The sequence below is a fragment of the Acinetobacter sp. ANC_7682 genome, from assembly GCF_056779795.1.
Window position 1 is genome coordinate 135,983 of sequence record NZ_JBWYIQ010000002.1, and the last position, 25,279, is coordinate 161,261.

The 25,279-nt window shown below is 40.1% G+C and carries 22 protein-coding genes and 1 pseudogene; 15 read left to right on the top strand and 8 right to left on the bottom strand.

The features are described 5' to 3' along the window. Nucleotides 1-41: 41 nt before the first annotated feature. The 5 genes from AC1M9D_RS01495 (at nucleotide 42) to AC1M9D_RS01515 (ending at nucleotide 2,110) form a co-directional block, all read left to right on the top strand. The gene (locus tag AC1M9D_RS01495) at nucleotides 42-341 is read left to right on the top strand and encodes a hypothetical protein (RefSeq protein WP_481611355.1); all 300 of its coding nucleotides are present in this window, start codon (nucleotides 42-44) and stop codon (nucleotides 339-341) included. After that, nucleotides 338-763, top strand: coding sequence for a YqaA family protein (locus tag AC1M9D_RS01500; RefSeq protein WP_035265367.1), 426 nt, complete (start codon nucleotides 338-340; stop codon nucleotides 761-763). Before AC1M9D_RS01495 ends, AC1M9D_RS01500 begins: the two co-directional genes overlap by 4 nt. Nucleotides 764-921: 158 nt before the next feature. Beyond that, nucleotides 922-1,116: a 50S ribosomal protein L35 gene (rpmI, locus tag AC1M9D_RS01505; protein WP_004278281.1), complete on the top strand. Its 195-nt coding sequence runs from the start codon at nucleotides 922-924 to the stop codon at nucleotides 1,114-1,116. 11 nt (nucleotides 1,117-1,127) lie between these two features. Next, the gene (gene rplT, locus AC1M9D_RS01510; protein WP_004867327.1) at nucleotides 1,128-1,487 is read left to right on the top strand and encodes a 50S ribosomal protein L20; all 360 of its coding nucleotides are present in this window, start codon (nucleotides 1,128-1,130) and stop codon (nucleotides 1,485-1,487) included. A gap of 83 nt (nucleotides 1,488-1,570) precedes the next feature. Further along, nucleotides 1,571-2,110 carry an AAA family ATPase gene (locus AC1M9D_RS01515; RefSeq protein ID WP_481611356.1) on the top strand — a complete coding sequence of 180 codons (540 nt, stop codon included), beginning with the start codon at nucleotides 1,571-1,573 and terminating at the stop codon, nucleotides 2,108-2,110. Here the strand turns inward: AC1M9D_RS01515 and AC1M9D_RS01520 are convergent. After that, nucleotides 2,095-3,120 (bottom strand): hypothetical protein, encoded by a 1,026-nt coding sequence (locus tag AC1M9D_RS01520; RefSeq protein ID WP_481611357.1) that lies wholly within the window; start codon nucleotides 3,118-3,120, stop codon nucleotides 2,095-2,097. The genes AC1M9D_RS01515 and AC1M9D_RS01520 overlap by 16 nt on opposite strands. Nucleotides 3,121-3,289: 169 nt before the next feature. Between AC1M9D_RS01520 and pheS the strand changes: the two genes are divergently transcribed. The 3 genes from pheS to AC1M9D_RS01535 all read left to right on the top strand — a co-directional run bounded on the left by pheS (nucleotide 3,290) and on the right by AC1M9D_RS01535 (nucleotide 7,065). Next, the gene (gene pheS / locus AC1M9D_RS01525; RefSeq protein ID WP_035265373.1) at nucleotides 3,290-4,270 is read left to right on the top strand and encodes a phenylalanine--tRNA ligase subunit alpha; all 981 of its coding nucleotides are present in this window, start codon (nucleotides 3,290-3,292) and stop codon (nucleotides 4,268-4,270) included. Nucleotides 4,271-4,390: 120 nt separating this feature from the next. After that, nucleotides 4,391-6,772 carry a phenylalanine--tRNA ligase subunit beta gene (pheT, locus tag AC1M9D_RS01530; RefSeq protein WP_481611358.1) on the top strand — a complete coding sequence of 794 codons (2,382 nt, stop codon included), beginning with the start codon at nucleotides 4,391-4,393 and terminating at the stop codon, nucleotides 6,770-6,772. Continuing rightward, on the top strand, nucleotides 6,769-7,065 hold the full coding sequence (locus AC1M9D_RS01535; RefSeq protein WP_035265376.1) for an integration host factor subunit alpha: 297 nt from the start codon (nucleotides 6,769-6,771) through the stop codon (nucleotides 7,063-7,065). The genes pheT and AC1M9D_RS01535 overlap by 4 nt, the downstream gene beginning before the upstream one ends. Before the next feature lie 144 nt (nucleotides 7,066-7,209). Here AC1M9D_RS01535 and AC1M9D_RS01540 read toward each other — a convergent pair whose 3' ends face one another. The 3 genes from AC1M9D_RS01540 to trxA all read right to left on the bottom strand — a co-directional run bounded on the left by AC1M9D_RS01540 (nucleotide 7,210) and on the right by trxA (nucleotide 9,810). After that, nucleotides 7,210-7,494 carry a hypothetical protein gene (locus tag AC1M9D_RS01540; protein ID WP_035268570.1) on the bottom strand — a complete coding sequence of 95 codons (285 nt, stop codon included), beginning with the start codon at nucleotides 7,492-7,494 and terminating at the stop codon, nucleotides 7,210-7,212. 401 nt (nucleotides 7,495-7,895) lie between these two features. Next, entirely contained in the window at nucleotides 7,896-9,164 is a 1,269-nt protein-coding gene (gene rho, locus AC1M9D_RS01545) for a transcription termination factor Rho (protein ID WP_035268567.1), read from the bottom strand. A gap of 319 nt (nucleotides 9,165-9,483) precedes the next feature. After that, on the bottom strand, nucleotides 9,484-9,810 hold the full coding sequence (gene trxA, locus AC1M9D_RS01550; RefSeq protein ID WP_035268564.1) for a thioredoxin: 327 nt from the start codon (nucleotides 9,808-9,810) through the stop codon (nucleotides 9,484-9,486). Between the two features lie 269 nt (nucleotides 9,811-10,079). On the opposite strand from trxA, the gene ppx reads away from it, so the two are divergent. From ppx to AC1M9D_RS01575, 5 genes are all read left to right on the top strand, one after another. Continuing rightward, nucleotides 10,080-11,600, top strand: coding sequence for an exopolyphosphatase (gene ppx, locus AC1M9D_RS01555; RefSeq protein WP_481611359.1), 1,521 nt, complete (start codon nucleotides 10,080-10,082; stop codon nucleotides 11,598-11,600). Nucleotides 11,601-11,667: 67 nt separating this feature from the next. Beyond that, nucleotides 11,668-12,492 (top strand): acetyl-CoA carboxylase carboxyltransferase subunit alpha, encoded by an 825-nt coding sequence (locus tag AC1M9D_RS01560; protein WP_092768357.1) that lies wholly within the window; start codon nucleotides 11,668-11,670, stop codon nucleotides 12,490-12,492. Next, nucleotides 12,429-13,781, top strand: coding sequence for a tRNA lysidine(34) synthetase TilS (gene tilS / locus AC1M9D_RS01565; protein ID WP_481611360.1), 1,353 nt, complete (start codon nucleotides 12,429-12,431; stop codon nucleotides 13,779-13,781). Before AC1M9D_RS01560 ends, tilS begins: the two co-directional genes overlap by 64 nt. A gap of 21 nt (nucleotides 13,782-13,802) precedes the next feature. Beyond that, nucleotides 13,803-14,633, top strand: coding sequence for a pyrroline-5-carboxylate reductase (gene proC / locus AC1M9D_RS01570; protein ID WP_035268555.1), 831 nt, complete (start codon nucleotides 13,803-13,805; stop codon nucleotides 14,631-14,633). Nucleotides 14,634-14,656: 23 nt separating this feature from the next. Beyond that, entirely contained in the window at nucleotides 14,657-15,205 is a 549-nt protein-coding gene (locus AC1M9D_RS01575; RefSeq protein WP_481588726.1) for a YggT family protein, read from the top strand. 78 nt (nucleotides 15,206-15,283) lie between these two features. Here the strand turns inward: AC1M9D_RS01575 and polA are convergent, their stop codons facing one another. Next, complete coding sequence (polA, locus tag AC1M9D_RS01580; RefSeq protein ID WP_481611361.1) at nucleotides 15,284-18,043, bottom strand: DNA polymerase I; 2,760 nt, start codon at nucleotides 18,041-18,043, stop codon at nucleotides 15,284-15,286. 160 nt (nucleotides 18,044-18,203) lie between these two features. Here polA and AC1M9D_RS01585 point away from each other — a divergent pair, with 160 nt between their 5' ends. Next, on the top strand, nucleotides 18,204-20,915 hold the full coding sequence (locus AC1M9D_RS01585) for a DUF2339 domain-containing protein (protein WP_481611362.1): 2,712 nt from the start codon (nucleotides 18,204-18,206) through the stop codon (nucleotides 20,913-20,915). Nucleotides 20,916-20,944: 29 nt separating this feature from the next. On the opposite strand, the gene AC1M9D_RS01590 is transcribed toward AC1M9D_RS01585, so the two are convergent. Both AC1M9D_RS01590 and AC1M9D_RS01595 read right to left on the bottom strand, forming a co-directional pair. Next, nucleotides 20,945-21,862, bottom strand: coding sequence for a mechanosensitive ion channel family protein (locus AC1M9D_RS01590; protein ID WP_180028502.1), 918 nt, complete (start codon nucleotides 21,860-21,862; stop codon nucleotides 20,945-20,947). 9 nt (nucleotides 21,863-21,871) lie between these two features. Then, nucleotides 21,872-22,690 carry a hypothetical protein gene (locus tag AC1M9D_RS01595; RefSeq protein WP_092768367.1) on the bottom strand — a complete coding sequence of 273 codons (819 nt, stop codon included), beginning with the start codon at nucleotides 22,688-22,690 and terminating at the stop codon, nucleotides 21,872-21,874. Between the two features lie 99 nt (nucleotides 22,691-22,789). Between AC1M9D_RS01595 and gspE the strand changes: the two genes are divergently transcribed. Beyond that, nucleotides 22,790-24,277, top strand: coding sequence for a type II secretion system ATPase GspE (gene gspE / locus AC1M9D_RS01600; RefSeq protein WP_035268540.1), 1,488 nt, complete (start codon nucleotides 22,790-22,792; stop codon nucleotides 24,275-24,277). A 219-nt stretch (nucleotides 24,278-24,496) separates the two neighbouring features. Here the strand turns inward: gspE and AC1M9D_RS01605 are convergent. Further along, nucleotides 24,497-24,970, bottom strand: a pseudogene (locus AC1M9D_RS01605) (tetratricopeptide repeat protein). Between the last annotated feature and the right edge of the window lie 309 nt (nucleotides 24,971-25,279).

A 25,279-nucleotide genomic window follows, 5' to 3' on the forward strand; every position in this document is an offset into this window, starting at 1 on the left:
ATCTAAACCACCATTTGGTGGTTTTTTTATGGAGAACTGCCATGAAGGATTTTTTTTTAAATTTTAGCAAAATTGTTGAATCTAATTCAAAAGTATACTGGGCAATTATTGCTGGTATTTTACTCTGTGTTGCTTCTTATATCGTCGAAATATTTCATGTGCAAAATATCAATGCAGCAATCGAACCAGATTCTAGGGATCAATTAAAACAGGTGATTCCAGCAATTACGAGTAAATATACGGTGCTACGTGTCATCATAGTAGTGTTGGCAATTGCGTGGTCGATAAAAGAATATCGTAAAACTCAGAAACTTCTAGCGGTGAATAAATCCAGTAAATGAATCTGATTTTATTGTTCTTAAGTGCCTTTGGAGCCGCCACTTTATTGCCCTTACAGTCCGAAGCAATATTGTTGGGGTCATTTGCTCTAAAACAATTTTCGCCGTGGATGCTTATTTTTGTTGCAAGTGTAGCGAATGTGATGGGTTCATGCGTTAATTGGTGGTTGGGCTTAAAAATAGAGCAGTTTAAAACCAAAAAGTGGTTTCCATTTAAGTCAGATCAAATGATTCGTGCTCAACGAGCTTATCAGCAGTATGGTACATGGTCCCTTCTTTTAAGTTGGGTGCCTATCATTGGTGATCCAATCACCTTAATTGCAGGAATTTTGAAAGAAAAATTCTGGAAATTTATCTTCGTGGTGGGTATAGCGAAAACAGGTCGATATCTATTTATCTACTGGGTGTATCTTGGTTTGTTCTAAATTTTCGTAGAGTAAAACTCATCAAGATTAATTTGTCTGAATCAAGATTAACGGTGCTTTTGTTTTGCGCAAAGATGCTATAGAATACTCGCTCCCTTACCTGCAGGTCGTATTGTAATGGTGCAAACGAGCCGAACAGGTGTTCAAAAGAGGTTGTTATGCCTAAGATGAAAACTCGCCGTGGTGCAGCAAAACGCTTCAAAGCGACTGCTAATGGTTTTAAGCGTAAACAAGCGTTCAAACGCCACATTTTGACCAAAAAATCTGCTAAGCGTATTCGTCAATTGCGCGGCTGTGTAATGGTTCACGTAAGTGACGTTGCTTCAGTTCGTCGTATGTGCCCGTACATCTAAGGAGATTATAAATGGCTCGTGTAAAACGTGGTGTACAGGCTCATCGCCGTCACAAAAAAATTCTTGCTCGTGCTAAAGGTTACTATGGTGCTCGTTCACGCGTTTACCGCGTAGCGTTCCAAGCGGTAATCAAAGCAGGTCAATATGCTTACCGTGACCGTCGTCAAAAGAAACGTCAATTCCGTGCTTTATGGATTGCGCGTATCAATGCTGGTGCACGTCAAAATGGTTTGTCGTACAGCCGTATGATCGATGGCTTGAAAAAAGCTCAAGTGATCATCGACCGTCGCGTACTTGCTGACATCGCTATGCATGACGCAGTTGCATTTGCTGCTTTAGCTGAAAAAGCTAAAGGCGCATTAGCTGCTTAATCATCGTAGATGAGAAAAAGACCGCTTTTTAGCGGTCTTTTTTATTTTCATTGTTTACGACCAAATAAAGCCAAGAGATTAGTATGAATAAAATTATGGTCGTCGGTACAGCAGCATCTGGGAAAACAACCTTTGCACGTAAGTTGGCTGCTCAACTGCAAGTCGATCATATTGAACTTGATAATCTCTTTTGGTTGGATAACTGGACCGAGTCAGCTTCAATACAATTTCAAGAAAAATTTATAAATCGTGTTAGGTCTATGAATAAGGGCTTCGTGATTGATGGTAATTATTCCCTGATTCAAAATTTAATCTTAAATGAGATCGACACTGTGATGTGGTTGGATTTTTCACTACGCGTAAATCTTTATCGTGTGATTAAGAGGTCGCTATACCGTGTGATTAGCCAAAAGAAAATATGGAAAAATTCTAACAATAGAAAACATTGGGCGAAATTATTAAGTAAAGACTCAATAATATTGTGGGTAGTCCAAACACATGGGAAAAATAGACTTAAATATTTGCAGATGATGAATGCCACTCAATATCATCATATAAAGTGGCTACATTTTCATAAAACTGAACAATTAGATGAATTTTTAAAACATCACAGTCCAAAATAGTAAGCGCAGAAACAGATTATTGCAGTGACTAAAATGAGGGCAAAAACATTTGATTTACCTGTTTTAGGTGTGGGTTGGTGAGAACTGGAATCATTGTTGAAAAAGCGTTTTCCATGTTGAGTATGTGTTGAGGCTTCATCCAAAGGGGAGTGAATTTCGGGGCTTTTTAAATGAGCAGTTTTATAGTGATTTGCTACTTTAGTAATGAATTTTGCACTCAGGTCATCTAACTTTTGTTGAAATACCTTCAGTTGTTTTTCTTCATCAAGAGATTCTTGATGATCTTGCTCCAAAAGCTTTCGTTTTTGAATCTTTAAATGTTGTTCTAGATGCATGAAACGCACTAAGGTTTCATTGGCATAAGGTGCTGCATAATCTTGTGGCAGTAATGGTAAGGCAGCTCCAGCGTTGGAGGGTGATTGATCGTCAGTACCATAAAAGATTGCGCCACGTTTAACGGATTCCACCCCTTGTGCTAATGCGCGATCGAACAGCTCATTCTCTGTGTAGTCGTGAATATCATTCCAATTAGGTGCTTGAAGATCTGCCTCAACACGTTTGATATGTTGGGTGGATAGATCAAAACGCCAAAATGTTTCAATTCGTGCAGGGAGTGTTTGGTTGTTTGGTATGTCGAAGTCTTGTTCAGAGCTATACCATTCGGCAAGTTCTTTACCACAGATCCATGCTGTTTTTACATTACGGTGATGACTGACAATGAAATGGGAATATGGTAAAAGCTCAACATTTGGATTGGGATTTTTTTCATCGATTAATAAACTTGAGTTATGTAGGCTTAAGCGCGTGACACCCTGACGTTTTAAGCTTTCTAACCAAACTTGGAAATGTTGTGCCAATAAGTGTTGCGTATTTAAATCTCGAAAAAGGAAATGATGCTGATTAAAAATCGCATGATTTCTCCAGTGTTGAAAACTTAAATCCTGATTTAAAAACTCATTGCCGTAAGTCACGAGTGTGAGCTGTTGTTTCCAAATTTGATCTAATGCCATGACATATCTTCTCAATGATCATTGCGCATATCTTAAACTTTTTATAAATGTAATTTCCAATTTAATTCCACATCCAATTTTAACACTTGCTGATCTTCATACGGAGCTATAAAAGCTGTTAGAATGCGCAGTTATATTATTTTTTATATTTGTTGCTTTGAGAGTTACTATGTCACTGGAAGCCCTGACCACTGAAGCGCTCGCTGCCATTGCAGCAGCTCAAGACCTTGCAACACTCGATCAGGTTCGAGTGCAATTTACGGGTAAGAAAAGCCAGCTTGCTGAACAATCGAAAGCACTGGGTAAAATGGATCCGGAAGAGCGTAAGGTTTTTGGTGCGCAGATTCATTCAGTTCGAGAAGCGATTAATGGCGCATTAACTGAGCGTCAAACTGCATTACAAAAAGCTGCACTAGAACAAAAATTAGCAAGTGAACAGATCGATATCACGTTGCCTGGTCGTGGTCAACAGGTGGGCAGTATCCACCCAGTGACCCAAGTACAAGAGCGTATTTGTCAATTCTTCACGAAAGCAGGTTTTTCTGTTGCGACTGGTCCAGAGGTTGAAGATGACTATCACAACTTTGAGGCATTGAATATTCCGGGTCATCACCCTGCGCGTGCAATGCATGATACCTTTTACTTCGATGTAAACCATTTGCTTCGTACGCATACCTCTGGTGTACAGATTCGTACGATGGAAACACAGCAACCACCAATTCGTATTGTATGTCCAGGTCGTGTGTATCGTTGTGACTCAGACCAAACACATTCTCCGATGTTCCACCAAATTGAGGGTTTGTACGTTGCAGAAAATACGAGCTTTGCTGAGTTAAAAGGATTATTGGTTAATTTGCTGAATGAGTTCTTTGAAAAAGACTTGAAAGTACGTTTCCGCCCATCTTACTTCCCATTCACAGAACCAAGTGCTGAAGTCGACATCATGGATGAGCGAGGAAAATGGTTAGAAGTATTAGGTTGTGGCATGGTGCATCCAAATGTTCTTCGTTCAGCGGGTATTGATCCAGATAAGTACAAAGGCTTTGCATTTGGTTTAGGTGTTGAACGTTTTGCAATGCTTCGTTATGGCATAAACGACTTGCGTATGTTCTACCAAAATGATGTGCGTTTCTTACGCCAGTTTGCTTAAAACTTTTTATTAAATCCTCTCCTAACTTGAGGAACTCCACAGAATCATTTGGGGTTCTCTCCCTTAGCAAAGGGGGTTAGAGGGAGGATTCTAGAGATTTGAATTACAGGTTTTATATCAATGAAAATTAGCGAAAATTGGCTACGCACATGGGTTAACCCAGCCATCGATAGCGATACTTTATCTGACCAACTGACCATGCTTGGTCTTGAGGTAGATGATTTGTCTCCTGCTGCAAAACCATTTACAGGTGTGGTTGTAGGTGAAGTACTTACGGTAGAACAGCACCCAGATGCAGATCGTTTACGTGTAACGACTGTCAACATTGGTGTGGGTGAACCATTACAAATTGTCTGTGGTGCACCTAATGTACGTGCAGGAATGAAAGCACCCGTAGCAACCATCGGTGCAGTATTGCCAGGTGATTTTAAAATCAAAAAAGGTAAGCTTCGTGGTGTTGAATCACAAGGTATGCTGTGCGGTGCATCTGAAATTGATTTAGAAGATAAAATCGACGGTCTACTCGAGCTTCCTGCGGACGCGCCAGTCGGTGTAAACGTACGTGAATATCTAGACCTTGATGACAACGTGATTGATATTAGTATCACACCAAACCGTGGTGACTGTTTCAGTATTCGTGGGATTGCACGTGAAATTGGTGTGATTAACCAACTTCCTGTGACTGCGCCTGAAATTAAAGAAGTGGCTGCAACGATTGCTGATGAAAAGAAGGTCGTTGTATCTACTGAAGGTTGCCCACGTTACTTAGGTCGTGTTATCAAAAATGTCAACACCAAAGCGCCAACTCCTGAATGGATGGAACGCGCACTGGCTCGTTCTGGTATCCGTCAGCACAGTATCTTGGTTGATATTACCAACTATGTATTAATGGAGTTGGGTCAACCGCTTCACGCATTTGATGGTGGTAAAGTTCAAGGTGCGGTACACGTTCGTCAAGCAACTGCAGGTGAAAAACTTGTTCTATTGAATGAGCAAGAAGTTGAAATGCAAGACAACGTGATGGTGATTGCAGATGACGAAAAAGCATTAGCAATTGCGGGCATCATGGGTGGTCTGTCTTCATCGGTAACAGACGCAACGACTGAAATCTTCCTTGAATCAGCATTCTTTGCACCGCTTCATATCGCAGGTCGTGCGCGTAGCTTCGGTTTACATACAGATGCGTCTCAGCGCTATGAGCGTGGAGTAGATTTCGAACTTCCAATGATCGCAATGCACCGTGCATCTCAGTTGATTTCTGAGCTTGCAGGTGGTGAATTTGGTCCAATTACTGTAGCAGAAAATCCAGCAGTATTACCAACACGCGAAGCAATCGAGCTTGAGCAGGCGCAAGTTGATCAACTTCTTGGTTATAAAGTTGAATCTGACTTTATTACTAATGCATTAACACGTCTAGGTTGTCAGGTAACAATTAAAGCACAAGGTCAATGGTCTGTCGTACCGCCATCACATCGTTATGATATGGCAATCTACCAAGACTTAATTGAAGAGGTTGCGCGTATTCATGGTTATGACAACATTCAAATCAGCTTGCCTGTGATTGATGTGAAACTTGCAAAATACCAAGATCAATTTGAAGTTGCACAATTACGTCAAACTTTGGTTGCACTTGGTTACCAAGAGGCAATCAGCTTTAGTTTTGCTGATTTAAAACTTGAAAAACAGTTAAACCCGAGTGTAAACCCTCTGGCATTAGCAAATCCAATTTCAAGCGATTTAGCGGTAATGCGTTCGACTTTACTTTCAAGCTTAATTCCTTGTGTCCAATACAACGTTAATCGTCAACAAAGTCGCGTACGCTTCTTTGAGCTTGGCTTACGTTTTGATTATCAAGAAGCAACCAGTATTCATGATCTTAAGCAAATACCTACACTTGCGATTGTGGCAACAGGTGCGAAAAATCAGGAATCTTGGCATGCTAAACCTCAGCCAATGGATTTCTTCGATTTTAAAGGTGAAATTGAGGCCGTATTGGCGGCTGGGCGAGTTCAAGTAGAATATGTGCGTTCAGAGCGTTCATGGTTACATCCAGGTCAATCTGCTGAAATTTTAGTGAACGGGCAATCGATTGGTTATATTGGTCGTTTACATCCATCGCTTGAAGATGAGCTTGATCTCGCAACGACATGGGTAGCAGAACTCGATCAATCGTCTGTTTTGCAAACTTATGTATCTAATTTTACAGAATTATCACGATTTCCTTCAGTGAGACGTGATATTGCAGTTTTAATTAGTGATAAGATTAATGTTAGTGAAATTCAGCAACTTATCGAAAAAACTGGAGGAGAGTTACTTGATTCTTCTTGGTTATTCGATGTGTATACGGGTCAAGGTGTAGAAGAGGGTAAACGTTCATTGGCGTTTGCACTTTTATGGCAGCATCCGAGTCGCACGCTTGAGGATGCTGAAATTAAATCTGGTATGGATAATATTTTACAAGTGTTAGAAAACACTTACCAAGCGACATTGAGGGCCTCATGACAGCATTAACAAAAGCAGAAATGGCTGATCATTTGAGTGAGCTGACGAGTTTAAATCGTCGTGAAGCTAAACAAATGGTTGAGTTGTTTTTTGATGAAATTAGCCAGGCATTAATTGCAGGTGAACATGTCAAATTATCGGGTTTTGGTAATTTCGAACTGCGTGACAAGCGTCAGCGTCCAGGGCGTAATCCAAAAACAGGTGAGGAGATTCCTATTTCTGCTCGCCGTGTAGTGACCTTCCGTGCTGGTCAAAAGTTTAGACAGCGTGTAGGGACAGAGCAAGTCGATTAATCGCTTGATCAAATAACATTATAAAAAAACCTGAGCTCAGCTCAGGTTTTTTTATGCTCTTAACTTTATGCGTATTCATAAAATTCAGCGCATAAAAAAAGAGAACCAAAGGTTCTCTTTTTTTCGAATAATCTAAACTTTAGATTATTGAGCAGCAGAAGCAGCAGCAGTAGCGTCAGCAGCAGCGTCAGTAGCTTCAGCAGCAGCATCAGTAGCTTCAGCAGCAGCAGCGTCAGCTTGAGCAGCAACTTCAGAAGAAGCTTCAACAGCAGCAGCGTCAGCAGCTACAACAGCTTCAGAAGCAGCTTCTACAGCTTCAGATGCAGCAGCGTTTGCGTCAGCAGCAGCTTCTTCAGTTTTTTTAGCACAACCAACGAAAGCTAAAGTAGTAGCAACGGCAGCAGCAATAGCAATTTTTTTGAATAACATGGCATCACTCTCATTAAAATAAATTGAGACAAAAAACCCGGTTAGTCTGTTGTGTGCTTTTATTATTCCTAACGTTAGTAAGGTTAATAACGCATGGAGCAGCCTAACTGGTATGCCGACATGCTATCACTGAGTATTTTGAATTACTACTAGGCGAAATGAAAAAATGCTTAAAAAATGAGAAATTTGACCCTATTTTTAACAGAAAATTACAATCATTTTTGCATTTTGAATTGGAGAAATACTAAGTAAATACTTAAAAAATAAAGGGAATTAAAATACAAGATGATAAAAATCACATACTTGCAAGAAAAGTTACATTCAAAAGTCGGTATTGTGTATTTATGTAAATGGTGTCAACCCAAATAAAAGGCCATCAATAAATGATGGCCTTTTGCGTATTAGTTGGCAGCTTTGCGTTTCATTTGATCGAAGAAATCATCATTGGTCTTGGTTTCCTTCATGCGATCAAGTAAGAATTCCATCGCAGCAAGTTCGTCCATAGGATGGAGAAGCTTACGTAAAATCCAAACCTTACGTAGTTTATCTTCATCCATGAGACGTTCTTCACGACGTGTACCAGATTTCTTAATATTCATCGCAGGGAATACGCGCTTCTCTGCAATACGGCGATCAAGCGTAATTTCTTGGTTACCTGTACCTTTGAATTCTTCGTAGATGACTTCATCCATTTTACTGCCAGTTTCAATTAAAGCAGTAGAAATGATCGTAAGTGAACCACCTTCTTCGATATTACGTGCAGCACCGAAGAAACGTTTTGGACGTTCTAAAGCGTGGGCATCAACACCACCAGTTAAAACTTTACCTGATGATGGAATAACAGTGTTATATGCACGTGCTAAACGTGTAATTGAGTCAAGCAAAATAACAACGTCTTTTTTGTGTTCTACCAGACGTTTCGCTTTTTCAATCACCATTTCAGCGACTTGAACGTGACGTGCAGGTGATTCGTCAAATGTTGAAGCAACAACTTCACCACGAACGGTACGTTCCATTTCTGTTACTTCTTCTGGGCGCTCATCAATGAGAAGAACGATTAGGAAGCATTCAGGATTATTACGAACAATAGATTGAGCAATGTTTTGGATCAACATTGTCTTACCAGCTTTAGGTGGTGCAACAATAATTGAACGTTGACCTTTACCAATTGGAGCAACTAAATCGACAACACGCGCAGTTAAATCTTCAGTCGAACCATTTCCTAACTCCATCACTAATTGTTCAGTTGGGAATAAAGGCGTTAAGTTTTCGAAAAGAATCTTATTGCGAGAGTTTTCTGGCGTGTCGTAGTTAATTTGATTCACTTTTAAAAGTGCAAAATAACGTTCGCCTTCTTTTGGTGGACGAATCGTACCTGTAATCGTATCCCCAGTGCGCAAATTGAAGCGGCGAATTTGAGAAGGGCTGACATAAATGTCATCTGGACCCGCAAGGTAAGACCCTGCTGCAGAACGTAAAAAACCGAAACCATCAGACAGAATTTCAAGAACACCATCGCCGAAAATTTCTTCACCATTCATAGCATGGCGTTTCAAAATGGCAAAAATAATGTCTTGCTTACGGTTACGTGCCATTCCTTCAAGGCCCATGAACTCAGCAATTTTGATGAGTTCGCCTATCGGTTTTTTCTTGAGTTCAGTTAAGTTCATAAATGGTCGATTGAATTAAAAGGAAGTGTGGAACACAGATAGAATAGAAGCAAAAGACATCCGCAGTGCAAGAAAAGAGCAGCAATTGATTTGCACAATAACAAACTCAGAATCTAGTAAGTTCTTTCGAGGAGAAATGTGTAAACAATTTCTTTAGCCGAGCGGCGATCTTATGTTTTGTGTATTGTAAGAAACGAGGAGAAATTGTCCAAGTGTTTCTTGATCATGCAATATAAGTGAGATATGGCTCTTTGTCAATTTTACCGTCAAAAAAAGCGCCAAAAATTTGACGCTTTCAAGGCAATTAAAATTGAAAGAATTAGATATTTTCTTCAATAAAAGCTGCAAGTTTAGATTTAGGAGCTGCACCAACTTGTTGAGCAACAACTTCACCATTTTTGAACATCAATAAAGCTGGGATATTACGAATATTGTAATTTACAGCAGTTTGTTCGCATGAAGTTACGTCAACTTTTACGATTTTAACCTTACCTTCGTATTCAGTTGCTAAAACTTCAAGTACAGGAGCAATAGCTTTACATGGCGCACACCAGCCTGCCCAAAAATCAACAAGAACTGGCGTGTCAGAATTTAAAACGTCAGCTTCAAAATTAGCATCAGTTGTATTAACAATATTAGCAGACATGGAATTTGCTCCGAATAATTTTTTGAAAACGGTCTATCTATGTATATAAGTATTACATAGACCACTTTAACAAAGTAGGGGATAGGGTTTATTTTCGGACTAAATTCTGTAAATGTCTAATTGATGCTCACGATTTCCATGATCGGTGTAACACAATTGTCATATATGATGATTTTTTAAATAGTCGTTAAATTGACTAAATAAATGGCTTTTAAATTACAGTTATGTGAATTAATCTAGGCACAATTCTGGTTGAACTTAGCGCAACAATGTCTGATTTTTTGATTGATGAAGAACTCCTTGCAGCCATTGATATGGGCTCAAACAGCTTCCACTTGGCGATTGCTCGAGTTGATCATGGTGAGGTAAAAAAAGTCGCATCGATGTCTGAAAAGGTCCAATTGGCCGCAGGTTTAGATGAAAATAAAAATTTGACAGAAGCTGCTCAACAACGTGGTTTAGCATGCTTGGCTCGATTTGTAGGGCGCCTAAGTTCAGTCCAATCGAATCGTTTAAGAATTGTCGCCACCAATGCTTTACGCCAAGCTAAAAATGGGCATGAATTCATTCAAAAAGCAGCTGAAATTCTGCCTAAACCTATTGAAATTATTGCTGGTCGTGAAGAAGCACGCTTAATTTATTTAGGTGTATCACATACTATGGCGAACAGCGGTCGCCGTTTGGTGATTGATATTGGTGGTGGCTCGACTGAGTTAATCATTGGTGAAGAGTTTGAGCCGATTCATACTGAATCCGTGCAAATGGGATGCGTTGCATTTACGAAGGCCTATTTTGCAGACGGCGATATTAATCCAAAAGCTTTCGATCGTGCGGTGACTGCTGCACGCAAAGAAATCTCGGGTATCGCGACAACTTATCGTGCGGCAGGATGGGATACTGTTGTCGGTTCAAGTGGAACCATTAAAGCCTGTCGTCAAATTGCGGTAAATATGGGCTGGAGCGATGATCAGGAAAACTTGACTCGTGAAGGCTTGGAAAAACTTAAAGATAAATTACTCAAATATAAACATATTTCAGACATGGAATTTGAGGGTCTTAAGGAAGATCGTCGTGCAGTCCTACCTGCGGGTATTGCGATTTTATACGCTGTATTTGAAGTTCTTCAAGTTGATAAGCTGGTCTATTCAGATGGCGCCTTACGAGAAGGTGTAATGTATGATTTACTCGGGCGTTTCCAGCATGAAGATATTCGAGATCGTAGCGTACAAGCCTTGATGGGGCGTTATGGTGCTGATCAAAAACAAGCAGAACGTGTTGTTGAAACGGCTCAACATTTATTTGATAGCGTGGCAGGAACGCTTGGTCTAAATAATGACGATAGTGATTTGCTACGTCGAGCAGCTTATCTTCATGAAATAGGTTTAGCCATTAGTCATAGTGGTTATCATCGTCATGGCGCATATTTGCTTCAGCATTCTGACATTGCTGGTTTTTCACAAATTGATCAAAATCATTTGTCACATTTGGTCGCTCATCATCGCCGTAAATTGCGTGCTGAAGCAAAAAATGATGTGACGAAAGTCGGTGGAATTAAACTTGTCTATCTATGTTTGCTCCTTCGTCTCGCAATTTTGCTGAATCACAGCCGAAGCGATGAGATGCTTCCTGCCATTGAATTAAAGATATTAGATGAGCAACAATGGCAACTGAAAGTTTCTGGTGATGCAAAACAATGGCCTTTGTTGGTTGCAGAGCTGCATGATGAGCAGGTGCAATTTAAACATTGGGATATCGTTTTGAATATTCAGTCGGAACAATTTATTGGCTAACAGAAGCTGATAAGCGAATTTTATTAGTTAACTACGTCATAGTTAATTTAGGGATATTCATCGACTTATGAAAAATAAAGCTGCTCAATCTAAAGCATGGAAAACGGTTCAAATTGCGCGTCATCCAGATCGCCCACAATTTTTAGATTATGTGAGCGAAATTTTTACAGAATTTGATGCACTTCATGGTGACCGTTTATATGGTGATGATGGTGCAATGGTTGGCGGTTTAGCACGTTTTAATGGTCAGGCTGTGATGGTGGTTGGTCAACATCGTGGTCGTAGTACACGTGAAAAGTTACAGCATAATTTTGGGATGAGTAATCCAGAAGGCTATCGCAAGTCTCAGCGTTTACTTAATATGGCTGAACGCTTTAATCTTCCAGTTTTCACATTTATTGACACCATGGGTGCATACCCTGGCGTAGGTGCTGAAGAGCGTGGACAAGCAGAAGCAATTGCTACGAGTCTAGCTCAACTCTCAAGTTTAAAAGTACCTGTCATCGCGACTGTTCTAGGCGAGGGTGGTTCTGGCGGCGCATTAGGCATTGGCGTTGCAGATCGTGTGATTATGCTCTCTCACAGTATTTACTCTGTGATTTCACCTGAAGGTTGTGCCTCAATTCTTTGGAAAACTGCTGAAAAAGCAGAGCAAGCGAGTGAAGCACTTGCACTCACTGCAGATAAACTGAAAGAACTTGGTATTGTTGAGTATGTTGTAGATGAAGGTGAGGGTGCTCATCTTCAGCCAGACGTAGTCATGGATAAATTAAAACATGTGTTACAAGCTGCACTTGATGAGCTTGTTCCAATGGATGCAAATGCAAGATGCGAAGCACGTTACCAACGTTTAATGAAGTTTGGCAGCGACAATTCAGGTCTAGCTTCTTAAAACAAATTGCCAAATTTGGTGATGAACACACGTTCTTAGTGGGATGTAGTGGCGGCATGGATTCCATGCTGTTGCTGTATCTCATGTCTCAATTAATTCCCCAAAAAATCCGTGCGATTAATATTAACCACCAGTTGCAATCTGCAAATCAGGAATGGGCTGAATTCGTCCATCAATTTTGTATAGCAGCGCACATCCCTGTGGTTCTCGAGACAGTTCAAGTTGCTGAGGGGAATTTGGAACAGCAAGCTCGAGCAGCACGTTATCAAGCTTTTAAACATCATTTATCCGACACAGATATTTTAGTACTGGCACATCATCAGCAGGATCAAGCTGAGACCGTATTATTACGTTTGTTCTCTGGTGCTGGAATACAGGGGTTGTCCGCGATGAAATTATTAGATTCACGTGAAGACATCATTATTTGGCGACCATTATTGAGTCTAAGTCGTGAGCAGATTTGCCAATGGGTAGAACAACTCAAATTGCCCTACGTGGATGACCCGACCAATTTTGATACGCACTATGATCGAGCTTGGTGCCGTCATGAGCTTTGGAATATTTTGCAAAGCCGATTCCCTAAAATGCAACATGCGATTGTGAGAACCAGTGTGTTGATGCAAGATGCGGATGAAATTTTGCAAGAGATTTTACAACAGGATTTGGCGTTCTGTGGCGATGATGATCATCTAGATTTACGACAACTCAATCAATTAAGTTTAGCAAGAAGAAGACAACTTTTATCCAATTGGATGAAAGGTAAGGATCAATACCGTCCTGCATTTAAGATGGTAGAGCGATTGACTGAAGAAGTTATTTTGGCGAAACCTGATGCACAAGCAGCATTGCATTGGAATGGACAATATTATGTTCGTTTCCAAAATATCTTATATCGAGTTCCTAAGGATGAATACTTAGCAGAATCAAACACAACTGATTCGGAAATAAAATTTGAAATCCAGCAAGTTGTTAATTTAGCTTCGGGTCAATTTAAGATCTGCCAACATCATGAAGAGTGTGGTCTGCGTACAGAACTTTTAAATCAGTCTCTGACATTGCATTATCGTCAAGGTGGGGAAAAAGTCCATTTGCATGGACGTGTGGGGAAATGGCCATTAAAAAAAGCAATTCAAGAGGCACAAATTTTTCCATGGAAGCGTCATACTATTCAAATTTTAAGCTTAGATAATGTTATGCTTGGTGTTTTCACGCCAAAAGGGTTTTGGCTGGCTGAATCAGAATATTGTGAAGTCGGTGGTTGGCAGCCAAAGTTAGTTTCATCGCTATAAAATCAAGGTTGAGAGTCGTTCATGAGTGTTGCGTTAAACTGTAATATTTGTTTCATTGGTGGTGGTAATATGGCTCAAGCCCTAATTGGAGGGTTGATTAGTCGTGGTTTACCAACAACGCGTATTACAGTTTCCGATCCTGTAGAACGTGTGAGAGAGTTATTAAAAGAAAAAGAAATTCAAGTTACAGACAATAATGAAGACGCGATCCAAAATGCTGATGTTGTTGTTCTGGCGGTGAAACCACAAGTACTGGCACAAGTTCTTAAACCGTTAAAAGATAAATTTGAGAATAAGTTAATTGTTTCGATTGTAGCAGGAGCTGAAATTGCAACGATTGCTGCATTAACGGGGACGGAGTTTATCGTTCGTGTCATGCCTAATACACCTGCATTGGTTCAAACAGGTGCCCATGGTTTATATGCTCATGACGTTGTTGACCAAGCAAAGCGTGAATTGGCAAGTCAGATTTTAGCTGCAACAGGCTTAACACTTTGGGTAAACTCAGAAGAGCAAATTGATGCAGTAACTGCGGTATCGGGGTCAGGTCCAGCGTACTTTTTCTATATGATGGAAAGTATGATTCGTGCTGGGAAAAATTTAGGCTTGGATGAGAAAACTGCAACAGCATTAACGCTACAAACAGCTCTCGGTGCTGCACAAATGGCGATCACCAGTTCTAATACGCCATCTGAACTGCGTAGAAATGTGACATCACCAAATGGTACAACTCAAGCGGCCTTGGAAGTTTTTGATCGAGCGCAAATTTCACAGAATATTCAAGCTGCTCTTGCGGCTGCAAAAAAACGCAGTCAGGAGCTCGCTCAGGAATTAAGTGATAGTTCTAAATAACTAAATTTTAGGAAAATTGAAGTATGGGTGCGAACTCTGCGCTATTTTTTGACATTATCATTAATGTTGCGATTTTATTGGTATTTTTCCGTTTTTTAATGCAATTGGCGGCAGTCAGTCCATATAACCCTGTTGTGCTATCGACAGTGAAAGCAACTAAAATTGTAGATGTGTTTGGACGAATCTTGCCAACTGTGGCACAGGGGCGTGTAAATCTAGCAGCTTTAGTGCTGATCGTGTTGTTGTATTTTCTTAAGGTATTTGGCTATAAATATTTAAATGCCTTACCAACAGGCGATGTATTGTACTTTATTGGTTCAACAGTACTTTCAATGTTGCAGGCATTAATTTCAATTCTTAAATATTTACTGTTCGCTTACATCATATGTAGTTGGATTTTGATGTTTTCACAAACACGTTCACCTTATATTGAAGTGATTCAAGAATTAGCTGAACCGATGTTGGCACCATTCCGTAAAGTAATGCCAAATTTAGGGATGATTGATCTATCTCCAATCCTTGCATTCTTTACACTTTATATTGCTGAAATCATGTTGAAATCAATTGGTTAAATCTAGATTACGGATTTTAACAATTTTATAAAAAAGGACTCATTTGAGTCCTTTTTTACAATTTAAGAATCTTAGAAATTAGTGCGCTTCGCCCCAGTTTTTCCCTTTGCCGACTTCAACAACAAGTGGCACAGAGAGTTGAACAACACCTTGCATTGCATCTGCGATTTTAATAGCGATCTCGTCAGCAATCGCTTCATCTACCTCAAACACTAATTCATCGTGAACTTGCAATAATAATTTGGCCTGAGCTTTAGGTAAAATTTTATCTACTTCGATCATTGCCATTTTTATAATCTCCGCAGCAGAACCTTGAAGAGGCGCATTAATTGCAGCGCGTTCAGCTGCCTTTCGAATCATCATATTGCGCGCATCGATATCTGGGGTGTATAAGCGTCGCCCTGTAATGGTTTCAACAAAGCCTTGTTCTAATGCGACTTGTCGTGTGCGTTGCATATATTCATAAATGCCAGGATAGCGATGGAAATATTGTTTAATGTAATTTTGAGATTCTTCGCGTGTGAATCCCAACTGACGTGTTAAACCAAACTCAGACATGCCATAAAGTAATCCAAAGTTGACTGCCTTGGCTTGGCGACGTTGATCATTGGTTACATCATCCAAAGCAATATTTAATACTTCTGCTGCAGTACGGCGATGAACATCTTGGCCGTGATTAAACGCGTCAACTAAAGCCTCATCTTGTGAAAAATGTGCCATAAGACGTAGTTCAATTTGTGAGTAATCGGCAGCAAGTAAAACCCGACCTTCAGGTGCAACAAAAGCTTTTCGGATTTGACGACCGATCTCTTCACGAATTGGAATATTCTGAAGATTAGGATCAGTAGAAGATAATCGTCCAGTTGCGGTTAAAGCTTGATGGTAGCTGGTATGAACACGATGACTTTCATTATTGGCTTGTTTAATTAAACCATCAGTATAGGTACTTTTTAACTTAGACAAGCCACGATATTCTAAAATAAGTGCAGCGATCGGGTGATCAATTTTCTCAAGAATGCTTTCGCTGGTACTGTATTGACCTGTTGAAGTTTTCTTACCACCTTTTAAACCTAACTTATCAAAAAGAATATCACCCACCTGCTTAGGTGAGCTGACATTGAAGGGTTGACCCGCGATTTCGATAATCTGATTTTCTAACTCTAGAATTGTATTAGAAAATTCTTGACCCAATTGATCGAGGAAACTCAAATCGAGCTGAATTCCATTTTCTTCCATCGTCGTCAGAACTGCAGCTGTCGGCATTTCGATTTGATGAAGAATATTGAGAAGCTCTGGGATTTCTTTAAGCTTACGCTCCAATACCTCATACAAACGATAGGTTACATGGGCATCTTCAGCGGCATAATGCGCTGCTGTTTCGATTTCAATTTGATTAAAGGTTTTTTGTTTAGCACCTTTGCCAGCCACTTGTTCGTAAGTGGTGGTTAAGTGGCTAAGATAAACGCGCGCAACGTCATCCATACCATGGCGCGTCGCCACAGCATTGAGCACGTACGAGGCAAGCATGGTGTCAAAGTACCAGCCTTGTAAATGAATTCCATGATTTTCGAGAATATGAGCATCATATTTTAAATGATGACCAATCTTCTCAATCTCAGCGTTTTCTAAAATTGGTTTGATTTGCGCAAGAATAGCGTCGCGATCCAATTGCTCTGGAGCACCTTCATAGTCGTGAGCAAGCGGAACGTAATATGCATCTTGGGCATCAAATGCCACAGAGAAGCCTACCATCTCTGCAACACGATAATCTAAACTTGTGGTTTCAGTATCGAAAGCAAAGCGTTTCTCAGTAGTCAATCTTTGAAAGAGTTTTTCCCAATCCGCTGGTGTTAAAACGGTATGGTAAGTTGCCTCGCCAAGCTGATCATCTACACTAGTTTGAACCGCTTGGTCTTCGATTTTCGATGTTGCAGTACTCGGTTTTGCGATAACTTGACTTGATTGTTTATACGCAGCACTATTTGGATTGTTGGGATGATCTAGAGACTGAAGTTGATTTCTAAACTCAAGTTCGGTGTAAAGCTGACGTAACTCTGCAACATTTGGATCTCGGAGTTTAAGATCATCGTAGGTCAGATTCATGTCTAAGTCACAAACAATACTTGCTAGCTGATGATCTAGCGCAATACCATCTGCATTGTCTTTAATATTTTGGCCTACTTTGCCTTTAATTTTATCGACATTTTCAAGAATTCCGCCTATTGAACCATATTCATTCAGCAGTTTAGCCGCAGTCTTTGCCCCGATACCAGGAACGCCCATGATGCCGTCAGAGGCATCTCCCATGAGGGTTAAATAATCAATAATTTGGTTCGGCCAAACACCAAACTTTTCAAAAACGCCATTCACATCCATGGGCTTGTCTTTAAAACTGTCTTCAAGTGTCACTTTGTCCGTGACCAATTGAGCCATGTCTTTATCGCCTGTGGAAATCAAGACTTGATAGCCTTCTTTTTCTGCACGTTTTGCCAGCGTACCGATGATATCATCGGCTTCCGCGCCTGGAATGGCATGGAGTGGGATACCTAAAGCGCGTATTAAATTATGTAAATATGGAATTTGTTGAGCGAGTTCGTCAGGCATGCTCGGTCGATCCCCTTTATATATTGGGGAAAGTTGATGACGGAAAGTTGGTTCAGGTGTGTCAAAAATGACAGCCATGTGTGTAGGTTGAACACGGCGCATTAATTTTTGGATAGCAGAAATAGCTCCGCGAATTGCGTTGGTTTGTAAACCTGTTGACGTCGTTAGCGGTGGTAGTGCGTGATAAGCACGAAATAAAAAATATGACCCATCGACCAAGACAAATGGTGGCATTGAAACGTTCCTAATCCAATTAACTTTTTTATTGTACGTGATTTTCAGCAGTTGCGCTGATACAAGATTTGCAATCAAGTGTACAGAATATGCGATGAAAAACGCAAAATTCCAATTCTTGCTGAGGTATCATCAATCTAGTTAAAAAGGAATGATGTGTATGCTGAAGCAACATAGTGAAATAAAAATGATTTGGTTGATGCTACTCATCATAGTAGCGATCAGTGCTTGGGTTCTAGCGTTGCCGATCATTACGTTTTTATGTGTTGCTGCATTGATCATAAGTGTTATGCAATATGCCCATCATGTTGAAAAACCGCTTACCAACATTGAGCAACAGACTCATTATTCGAAGCAGAATACATCACGATTGCCCTTATATATTTCGTCATTTCTTGCACTAATTGGCAGCTTGTTCGATTGGACATGGTTGGTTGGATTAGGTTTAACACTCTGGATTTATTTTTTTCTAAACTGGTTGCGACAACTTGAGGGACGATTAATTCAAATCGGTGCTTTGCAGGAAAAGCTAATAAAACTAGATCGAGACGATCAGACCAGCACCACAGGTATTTTACAAGATTCAGAGGGAATCCAGACAAATCAGCAGCATGATTTGGGTTTTGGGATGCAAATCAGACGATGGATCTTTCATGGGAATCCTGTTCTCAAAGTTGCGATTACCGTCCTAGTGATTGGGGTCGTCTTATTATTGAGATATATGGTTGAACATTGGACCTTAAGTCTTTCAATCAAACTTTTGGCTGTTGCTGTCATCGCGATCATATGTGTTGCCTTTGGTTATCATATACAGAAAAAAAACCGCGGCTTTGGTCTTGCTTTACAAGGACTGGGTTTTGCGGGATTGTTATTAAGTATTCTATTTGCTTATCACTATAATCTGTTAAATCTCATTAATACGATTACGCTTTACAGCTTGAGCATGCTGTCGTTGGTCATGCTGATTTTAAAACAGCGGTCAGTGGAGCTTTCCCTGATGGGAGTTTTGGTTGCTTATATTGCACCGTTCACATTACCTCATGCAGATTTTTCCTCAGCTCAATTACTGTCTTATTATCTAGCGGTCAATTGTGTTGTAGGTGTAATTTGTACATTACATCCATGGAAAATACTCACTCAAATAGCGTTGCTGCTCATTATTGTTATCGGTGGTGGTTATGCCTTTTTGAATGGCGGTGTTGCAGAGAGATTCGTTTTATCCTGTCTAGTTATTGCACATGCGAGTGTATTTATTTGGTCGGGTTTCAGATTTAACCAGCTCGCTACACATCAAAATCAAGCTCATTTAGGTCAGCGTATTATTGACTCCGCATTGATGTATGTCAGTCCCTTGGTCGCATATGCATTTTTACATCTCATGTATTTAGATCAAACATCGGTTCAAATTGCCTTGTGTTTGGGTTTTGCATTGACTCACTTTGCGATTTTTAAAGTTGTGCAGCATGCGAAATTTGATACGGCGATTAAACAAAATTATTTAATGTTAGGTTTTATTTTTCTAAGTTTTGTCCCGCCGATCTTGATCCAACAAGTATGGAGTGTGATCGGGTGGATCATTGAAGGACTTCTTATTTTAATGTGGGGTTTGCATCGTGAGTTAAGGGTAGGGCGAACATTAGGTTATGCGTTGTTAACAGTTGGATTATTTTCGTATTTATACTATTTGATCGAGTTAGCATCAATTCCAAATATCATCCCATGGTTACTAGGTCTAAGTTATATCCTTGCGATTGTGGTCTCCAATGTTGTGATGCATTATCAAAAACAGCTGACACTGTCAGATAAAATTTTCCTGTCTATTTTTTCTTTTTTTGCGAGTCTTTTACTGCTTTATCAAGGTGTGGAAAGTTTTAGTGAACCGATGAGATTAATCTACACACTTGCATTCACAACTGCGATTTATTTTGCTGCCAATTTTGTGTTGCAACCGCGCCAAGTAGTCTCATGGTCATGGTTATTACCAAAATGGTTGGGGCTGATTCCTATTGTAGTGTTCGCAACTATTATGCTGATCGATCAATACACTCAAGGAGTCATCGTCTGGCAGTCATTTGGTGAGCAAGGCTTGTTTATCTTGGCTTGCTTGGGCCTGAGCTATCTGTGGTTAAAACCAATTTCAAATGCTCAGTACGAAAATGAATGGATCGCCTTTGGTGGACTCGCTTCTTTAGCTTGTGCCAGTGTGGGTGTAGTTTCAATGTCACCTATGATGGGAGCTGTTCTTTTACCGTTGATACTTTATGGCTATAGTGTTTCTAAAACAACAGACTTGAATAAGCTTTGGTTAACTAAGACTAGCCTCATTTTATTGTTGTGCTGGATTGTCAGCTCACAAATTTGGGTGATAGAACCCTTTTGGAAATATTTTATCCCAATCTTAAACCCTATTGATTTCGTCAGTCTGACTGGTTTGTGGGTGCTTATTCAGGTGCTTCGCAGTCAAATCAGAATGGGGCTAGAGCGAACACTTGGCGCATTCTTGATCTTACTCGCTGTGCTATGGGTAAGTAGTTATGTACTTCTTAGAGCCTTACATTTTTATTTTGCTACACCTTATAACCAGTGGATCATTTGGCAAGATTCTGCAGTGCAATTGGCGTTGACATTATTGTGGGTGGTCATGGCATTCATTGTGATGAAATATGCCGCTATCATCCATAATCGAGTGGTATGGATGTTTGGTGCAAGTATTTTGGCGATCGTGACTTTTAAGTTGGTGTTGTTAGATTTATCCCATATCGGCACTCTAAGTCGAGTTTTATCATTTTTAGGCGCGGGAGGATTAATGTTGATTATTGCGTACATCGCTCCAGCGCCAGAGCAAAAACGAGTAGAAGAGACTAATGCTTGATCCTGAGATCAAGCATTAACCTTAATTCATTATAATTTAGGCTCTCTTTTGATTTCCTTATCATTGGCGTATTGGTCTATTTCCTCATCTGTCAACGAGGGTTGTGGAGGGCGATCAACAAAGCCCATTTTAGGTACAGGAATTTCAATATGGTGATCAACAAAACCATTTCGAATGCGTTCTTGCATTTCATCACGCACTTTCAAAAAGTTTTCCTGTTGGCACCAAATGGCGAATAACAATTCGATTGAAGATTCACGGAATGCGGTTACCGTCACAGCAGGTTTAGGATCTGCTAACACCAAAGGATAGCTGTTTGCCACCTTTAATAAAACTTCTCGTACTTTAATGATGTCTTCATGAAAGTTGATTGCAAGTGTAATAGGAATGCGCCGTATCGGGAATTTAGAAAGGTTGTGTACGGGAGCACGAATTAATTGCTCATTAGGTAAACGGACATAGACATTATCTTGAGTCAGTAATTTGACAGACAGTAAATCAATGGAGATCACTTCACCTTCGATGGTATGTCCACGAATTAACGTAATTTGAATGGTGTCACCAATTTCAAAAGAACCTTCACCAATCAAGAATAAACCGCTGATCAAGTTCGTCGCAGAGGTTTGAGATGCAAAACCCAGCGCTACGGTCAAAATACCAGCGGCACCTAGAAATACACTTAATTTAAAACCTGCTTCTTTTAAACTAGCCATCACAAAGATGAGGAAAATAAAATAAAAAATACCGCGCCGCCATACCAAACGCTGATGAGCATTAAATTTGGCGCCGATCGTTCTCACAAAAGTATTGGAAACGACTCGAGCAAAAAGGAATCCAATAAAGCAAAGCACAATCGCAATAATAATTTCAGTTAGGCGATCCGTATTGATATTGGTAAATATACTTTTGAGGCTATCAGCAATGGTGCCGGTAAGACTATCTGCCATATGCCCCCCTTAGAAGAATGAATCAAACATGTTAAATAAAGTACTACCTGGGGCACGTGCTGGATTGACATAAATTACATCACCAGCCAATGGTGGGGTGCGATTTTCAATACGAATACGTGCTGGTCGATCCATCCCTTCGTGAATGACTTTAATTTGTGACGTCCATAATCGCTCTGTACTTTCACTATAAAACAAAGGCAGGGCAGGAACAGGTACATTCATTCGATCGAAACGGAGTTGATGTCCACTGACATTGTGAAAGTCAATTGGAGTGACTGCACGAAATGCACGTGGACGAAGTTGTTTGAGTTCTGTTCGACCATCAACTGAAGTGGCGTAACACATTTCACCACTGCGTTGATCAGGTCCGAACCATGTATCTTTAGGCATAATGACCGGTATATCGAATAATGGGGTCTTTTGACTTTCGACATAACCTGAAAGCCACAGAGGGGTACTAATATAAAGCGTGCCACGTTGACCAGCTGGAATGTAAATTGGGTCTACAGGACGGATCACCACAGATCGATCTGCAAGACGTGGTATCAATTGAATTTTAGGGTGAGTTTCCCTGAACATGTAACGTTCTACATGCACTGGACGAGGAAATGAAAAATGGGGGTCATCCATTTCCTGCCACTTTTGTTCGTAGTCGTATTGAATTTGAGGACGGTAGTACTCCATGCGCCATTCTTGTAAGCCACGAGTGAGTCGAAAGAGCAATGAACCAAATTGCCAAGCACGCACTTGATTGAGTTCAAAATGCTGCTCACCCCACCATCTTAAAGTCGAAGGGTTTTGCTCAAGTTTCTGATCTAGTGACAATAGGGAATATCCTTAAATAAATTCATTAAAAAACTGTCTTCACGCTGTCAAATGCTTAGAGTACACTCGAGGTAATTTTAATCATGATTATCATCCCTTATGCAAGTACTTAAACAAATACAAATACCGTATAGTTTTGCAAAAAAGCATGGCGTTTTGTTGCGTTATGAAGGGGATCAAGTTTTTATTGTCCGTCGTCAAGATACTGCTTTGGTTGCTTTGCAAGAAGCACGCCGTTACGTGGGGCGTACAGCCCAATATCAATTGGCGACTGAACAAGATTTTAGTCAGTTACTCAGTTCAAGTTATGCTGGTGAAACAGGCGAGTCTCAGCAAGTGGCTGCTGGTTTAGAAGATCATCCTGACTTGTTAAGTTTAGCTGATCAAGTACCTGAAGCAGAAGATCTAATGGATCAGGAAGATGATGCTCCGATTGTTAGATTGATTAACGCATTATTGTCCGAAGCCATTCGAGTGAGTGCATCAGATATACATATTGAAGCTTTTGAAAAAAAGTTATCGGTTCGTTTACGTGTTGATGGGCAACTTCGAGAAATCGTGCAACCACGTCGTGAACTTGCCCCATTGTTAGTTTCACGTATTAAAGTAATGGCAAAACTTGATATTGCTGAAAAGCGAATTCCTCAGGATGGTCGTATCTCTTTACGACTGGCAGGTCGTGAGGTGGATGTCCGTGTTTCGACTTTACCCTCTTCACATGGTGAGCGCGTAGTAATGCGTCTTTTAGACAAGCAAGCAGGTCGTTTAAATATGACCCATTTGGGTCTGATGAAAGATGATTACGAGCGATTAACTCAATTAGTACATCGTCCACACGGTATCATTCTCGTTACCGGGCCGACAGGTTCTGGTAAAACGACGACACTTTATGCTGCACTCTCGGATTTAAATGACGGATCTAAGAATATTTTGACCGCGGAAGATCCAATTGAATATCAACTTGAAGGTATTGGACAAACTCAGGTTAACACTAAAGTGGATATGACATTTGCGCGTGCATTGAAAGCGATGCTTCGTCAAGATCCAGATGTGGTGATGGTGGGGGAGATCCGAGATTTAGAAACTGCAGAAATTGCTGTGCAAGCATCTTTGACGGGTCACTTGGTATTGTCGACGTTGCATACCAATACTGCGATTGGTGCAGTGACGCGTTTAAAAGACATGGGAATTGAGCCATTCCTTCTATCGAGTTCTTTAATTGGTGTGATTGCGCAACGATTGGTTCGTACTTTGTGTTCGCATTGTCATAGTTGGCGTGCCGCGGATGATTTTGAAAAAGAAATTTTTAAGAATGTCCATGATGGTACTGCACTCAATCTGCCTCAACCAGAGGGATGTGAACATTGTGCGCATACAGGTTTTAGTGGTCGTACCGCCATTTATGAAATCGTCCCTGTTGATGATGGAATGCGCCGTCTGATTCACGGGAATGCTGCAGAGTTTGAAGTTGAAAACTATGCTCGTCAGCAGTCAGGTTCGATACGTGATGATGGGTTACGAAAGGTGCTTGAAGGTAAGAGTACTTTAGAGGAAGTGCTTCGAGTTACAAATGAAGCGGCGGAGTGATTTAGAGATTATTTAATAATTCTCGATAAAACGAAGAAGCGCTGATTTGAAATTAAGCCCGAAAGCTGAGGATTCAACAAAAGAGCCCAATCGGAGATGAAAGGGCTTTTTTTTTATGGTTAAACAACTGATTTTAAATTGGAAAGGCAACTTTATTACGCATAAGCTGTATGATGTTAATTTTAGGAAATATTAAAACTAATTTTCAGACTTATTCCGCTAGCTTTGAGCTAAATCAGTATGTTTAGGCATACCTATACCATCACGATACATAACGGAAAGTCTTCGTATTGCTTTCTTATTACCTAGCTTTGCAGCCTTTTTACGTAGTTCAAAAGCTTTATTAATATTTAATTCTATTCCGCTATCTGCGCGACTATATAGATCAGCTAATTCAACCATTGATTCAGAGCGGCCATTTTCTGAGGCTTTTTAAAACCAGTGAAAAGCTTTTTGAAAATGTTCTAAAGAATCATTTTTGTCATCATCTTCCATTAATCGAGCGTAGGTAACATATCCATCAGCTAACCAAAACATTGCTGCTCTATTTCCATTTTCAGCTTGATTTTCATCTGAATCAATACCATAACCATCTAGATAAATCTAAGCTAATTCTAGCTGGGCAGAAGTATCTCTACTTTCTGCTTTCTCTAGTAAGTCATTAGAAAAAACAGGTTCTGCAAATTTTTCCATTGAAAGGCAAGCTCTAAAGCCATCAATATTTTTAATTTATTCAATTTTTAACTTTAAATTAAGCTGTTAGGCTTTTATATCTCATCTAAAACAAAATTCTAAGATTAGAGTATATTTTTAATCCCATTGAACATAATTGTAGTTATGCGAAGTTGAACTGTTAGAACCCATTTAAAGTGTCTATATTCTCACCAATAAAAATGTCTGGTTTATGATGATTTTTATCACCATGGACTGGATATAAAATATAGATGCTGATCACTATGTCTGACAAAGAAATTCAACGTCTTGCAGTTCTGCAAGACGTTC

Coding starts and splice junctions, on each gene's coding strand:
- AC1M9D_RS01500 (WP_035265367.1), top strand. CDS start 338: ATGAATCTGATTTTATTGTTCTTAAGTGCCTTTGGAGCCGCCACTTTA.
- AC1M9D_RS01590 (WP_180028502.1), bottom strand. CDS start 21,862: ATGGCAGATAGTCTTACCGGCACCATTGCTGATAGCCTCAAAAGTATA.
- AC1M9D_RS01515 (WP_481611356.1), top strand. CDS start 1,571: ATGAATAAAATTATGGTCGTCGGTACAGCAGCATCTGGGAAAACAACC.
- AC1M9D_RS01575 (WP_481588726.1), top strand. CDS start 14,657: ATGGGTGCGAACTCTGCGCTATTTTTTGACATTATCATTAATGTTGCG.
- pheT (WP_481611358.1), top strand. CDS start 4,391: ATGAAAATTAGCGAAAATTGGCTACGCACATGGGTTAACCCAGCCATC.
- pheS (WP_035265373.1), top strand. CDS start 3,290: ATGTCACTGGAAGCCCTGACCACTGAAGCGCTCGCTGCCATTGCAGCA.
- AC1M9D_RS01495 (WP_481611355.1), top strand. CDS start 42: ATGAAGGATTTTTTTTTAAATTTTAGCAAAATTGTTGAATCTAATTCA.
- rpmI (WP_004278281.1), top strand. CDS start 922: ATGCCTAAGATGAAAACTCGCCGTGGTGCAGCAAAACGCTTCAAAGCG.
- trxA (WP_035268564.1), bottom strand. CDS start 9,810: ATGTCTGCTAATATTGTTAATACAACTGATGCTAATTTTGAAGCTGAC.
- AC1M9D_RS01540 (WP_035268570.1), bottom strand. CDS start 7,494: ATGTTATTCAAAAAAATTGCTATTGCTGCTGCCGTTGCTACTACTTTA.
- gspE (WP_035268540.1), top strand. CDS start 22,790: ATGCAAGTACTTAAACAAATACAAATACCGTATAGTTTTGCAAAAAAG.
- AC1M9D_RS01535 (WP_035265376.1), top strand. CDS start 6,769: ATGACAGCATTAACAAAAGCAGAAATGGCTGATCATTTGAGTGAGCTG.
- polA (WP_481611361.1), bottom strand. CDS start 18,043: ATGCCACCATTTGTCTTGGTCGATGGGTCATATTTTTTATTTCGTGCT.
- AC1M9D_RS01585 (WP_481611362.1), top strand. CDS start 18,204: ATGCTGAAGCAACATAGTGAAATAAAAATGATTTGGTTGATGCTACTC.
- rho (WP_035268567.1), bottom strand. CDS start 9,164: ATGAACTTAACTGAACTCAAGAAAAAACCGATAGGCGAACTCATCAAA.
- rplT (WP_004867327.1), top strand. CDS start 1,128: ATGGCTCGTGTAAAACGTGGTGTACAGGCTCATCGCCGTCACAAAAAA.
- AC1M9D_RS01560 (WP_092768357.1), top strand. CDS start 11,668: ATGAAAAATAAAGCTGCTCAATCTAAAGCATGGAAAACGGTTCAAATT.
- ppx (WP_481611359.1), top strand. CDS start 10,080: ATGTCTGATTTTTTGATTGATGAAGAACTCCTTGCAGCCATTGATATG.
- proC (WP_035268555.1), top strand. CDS start 13,803: ATGAGTGTTGCGTTAAACTGTAATATTTGTTTCATTGGTGGTGGTAAT.
- AC1M9D_RS01520 (WP_481611357.1), bottom strand. CDS start 3,120: ATGGCATTAGATCAAATTTGGAAACAACAGCTCACACTCGTGACTTAC.
- tilS (WP_481611360.1), top strand. CDS start 12,429: ATGCGAAGCACGTTACCAACGTTTAATGAAGTTTGGCAGCGACAATTC.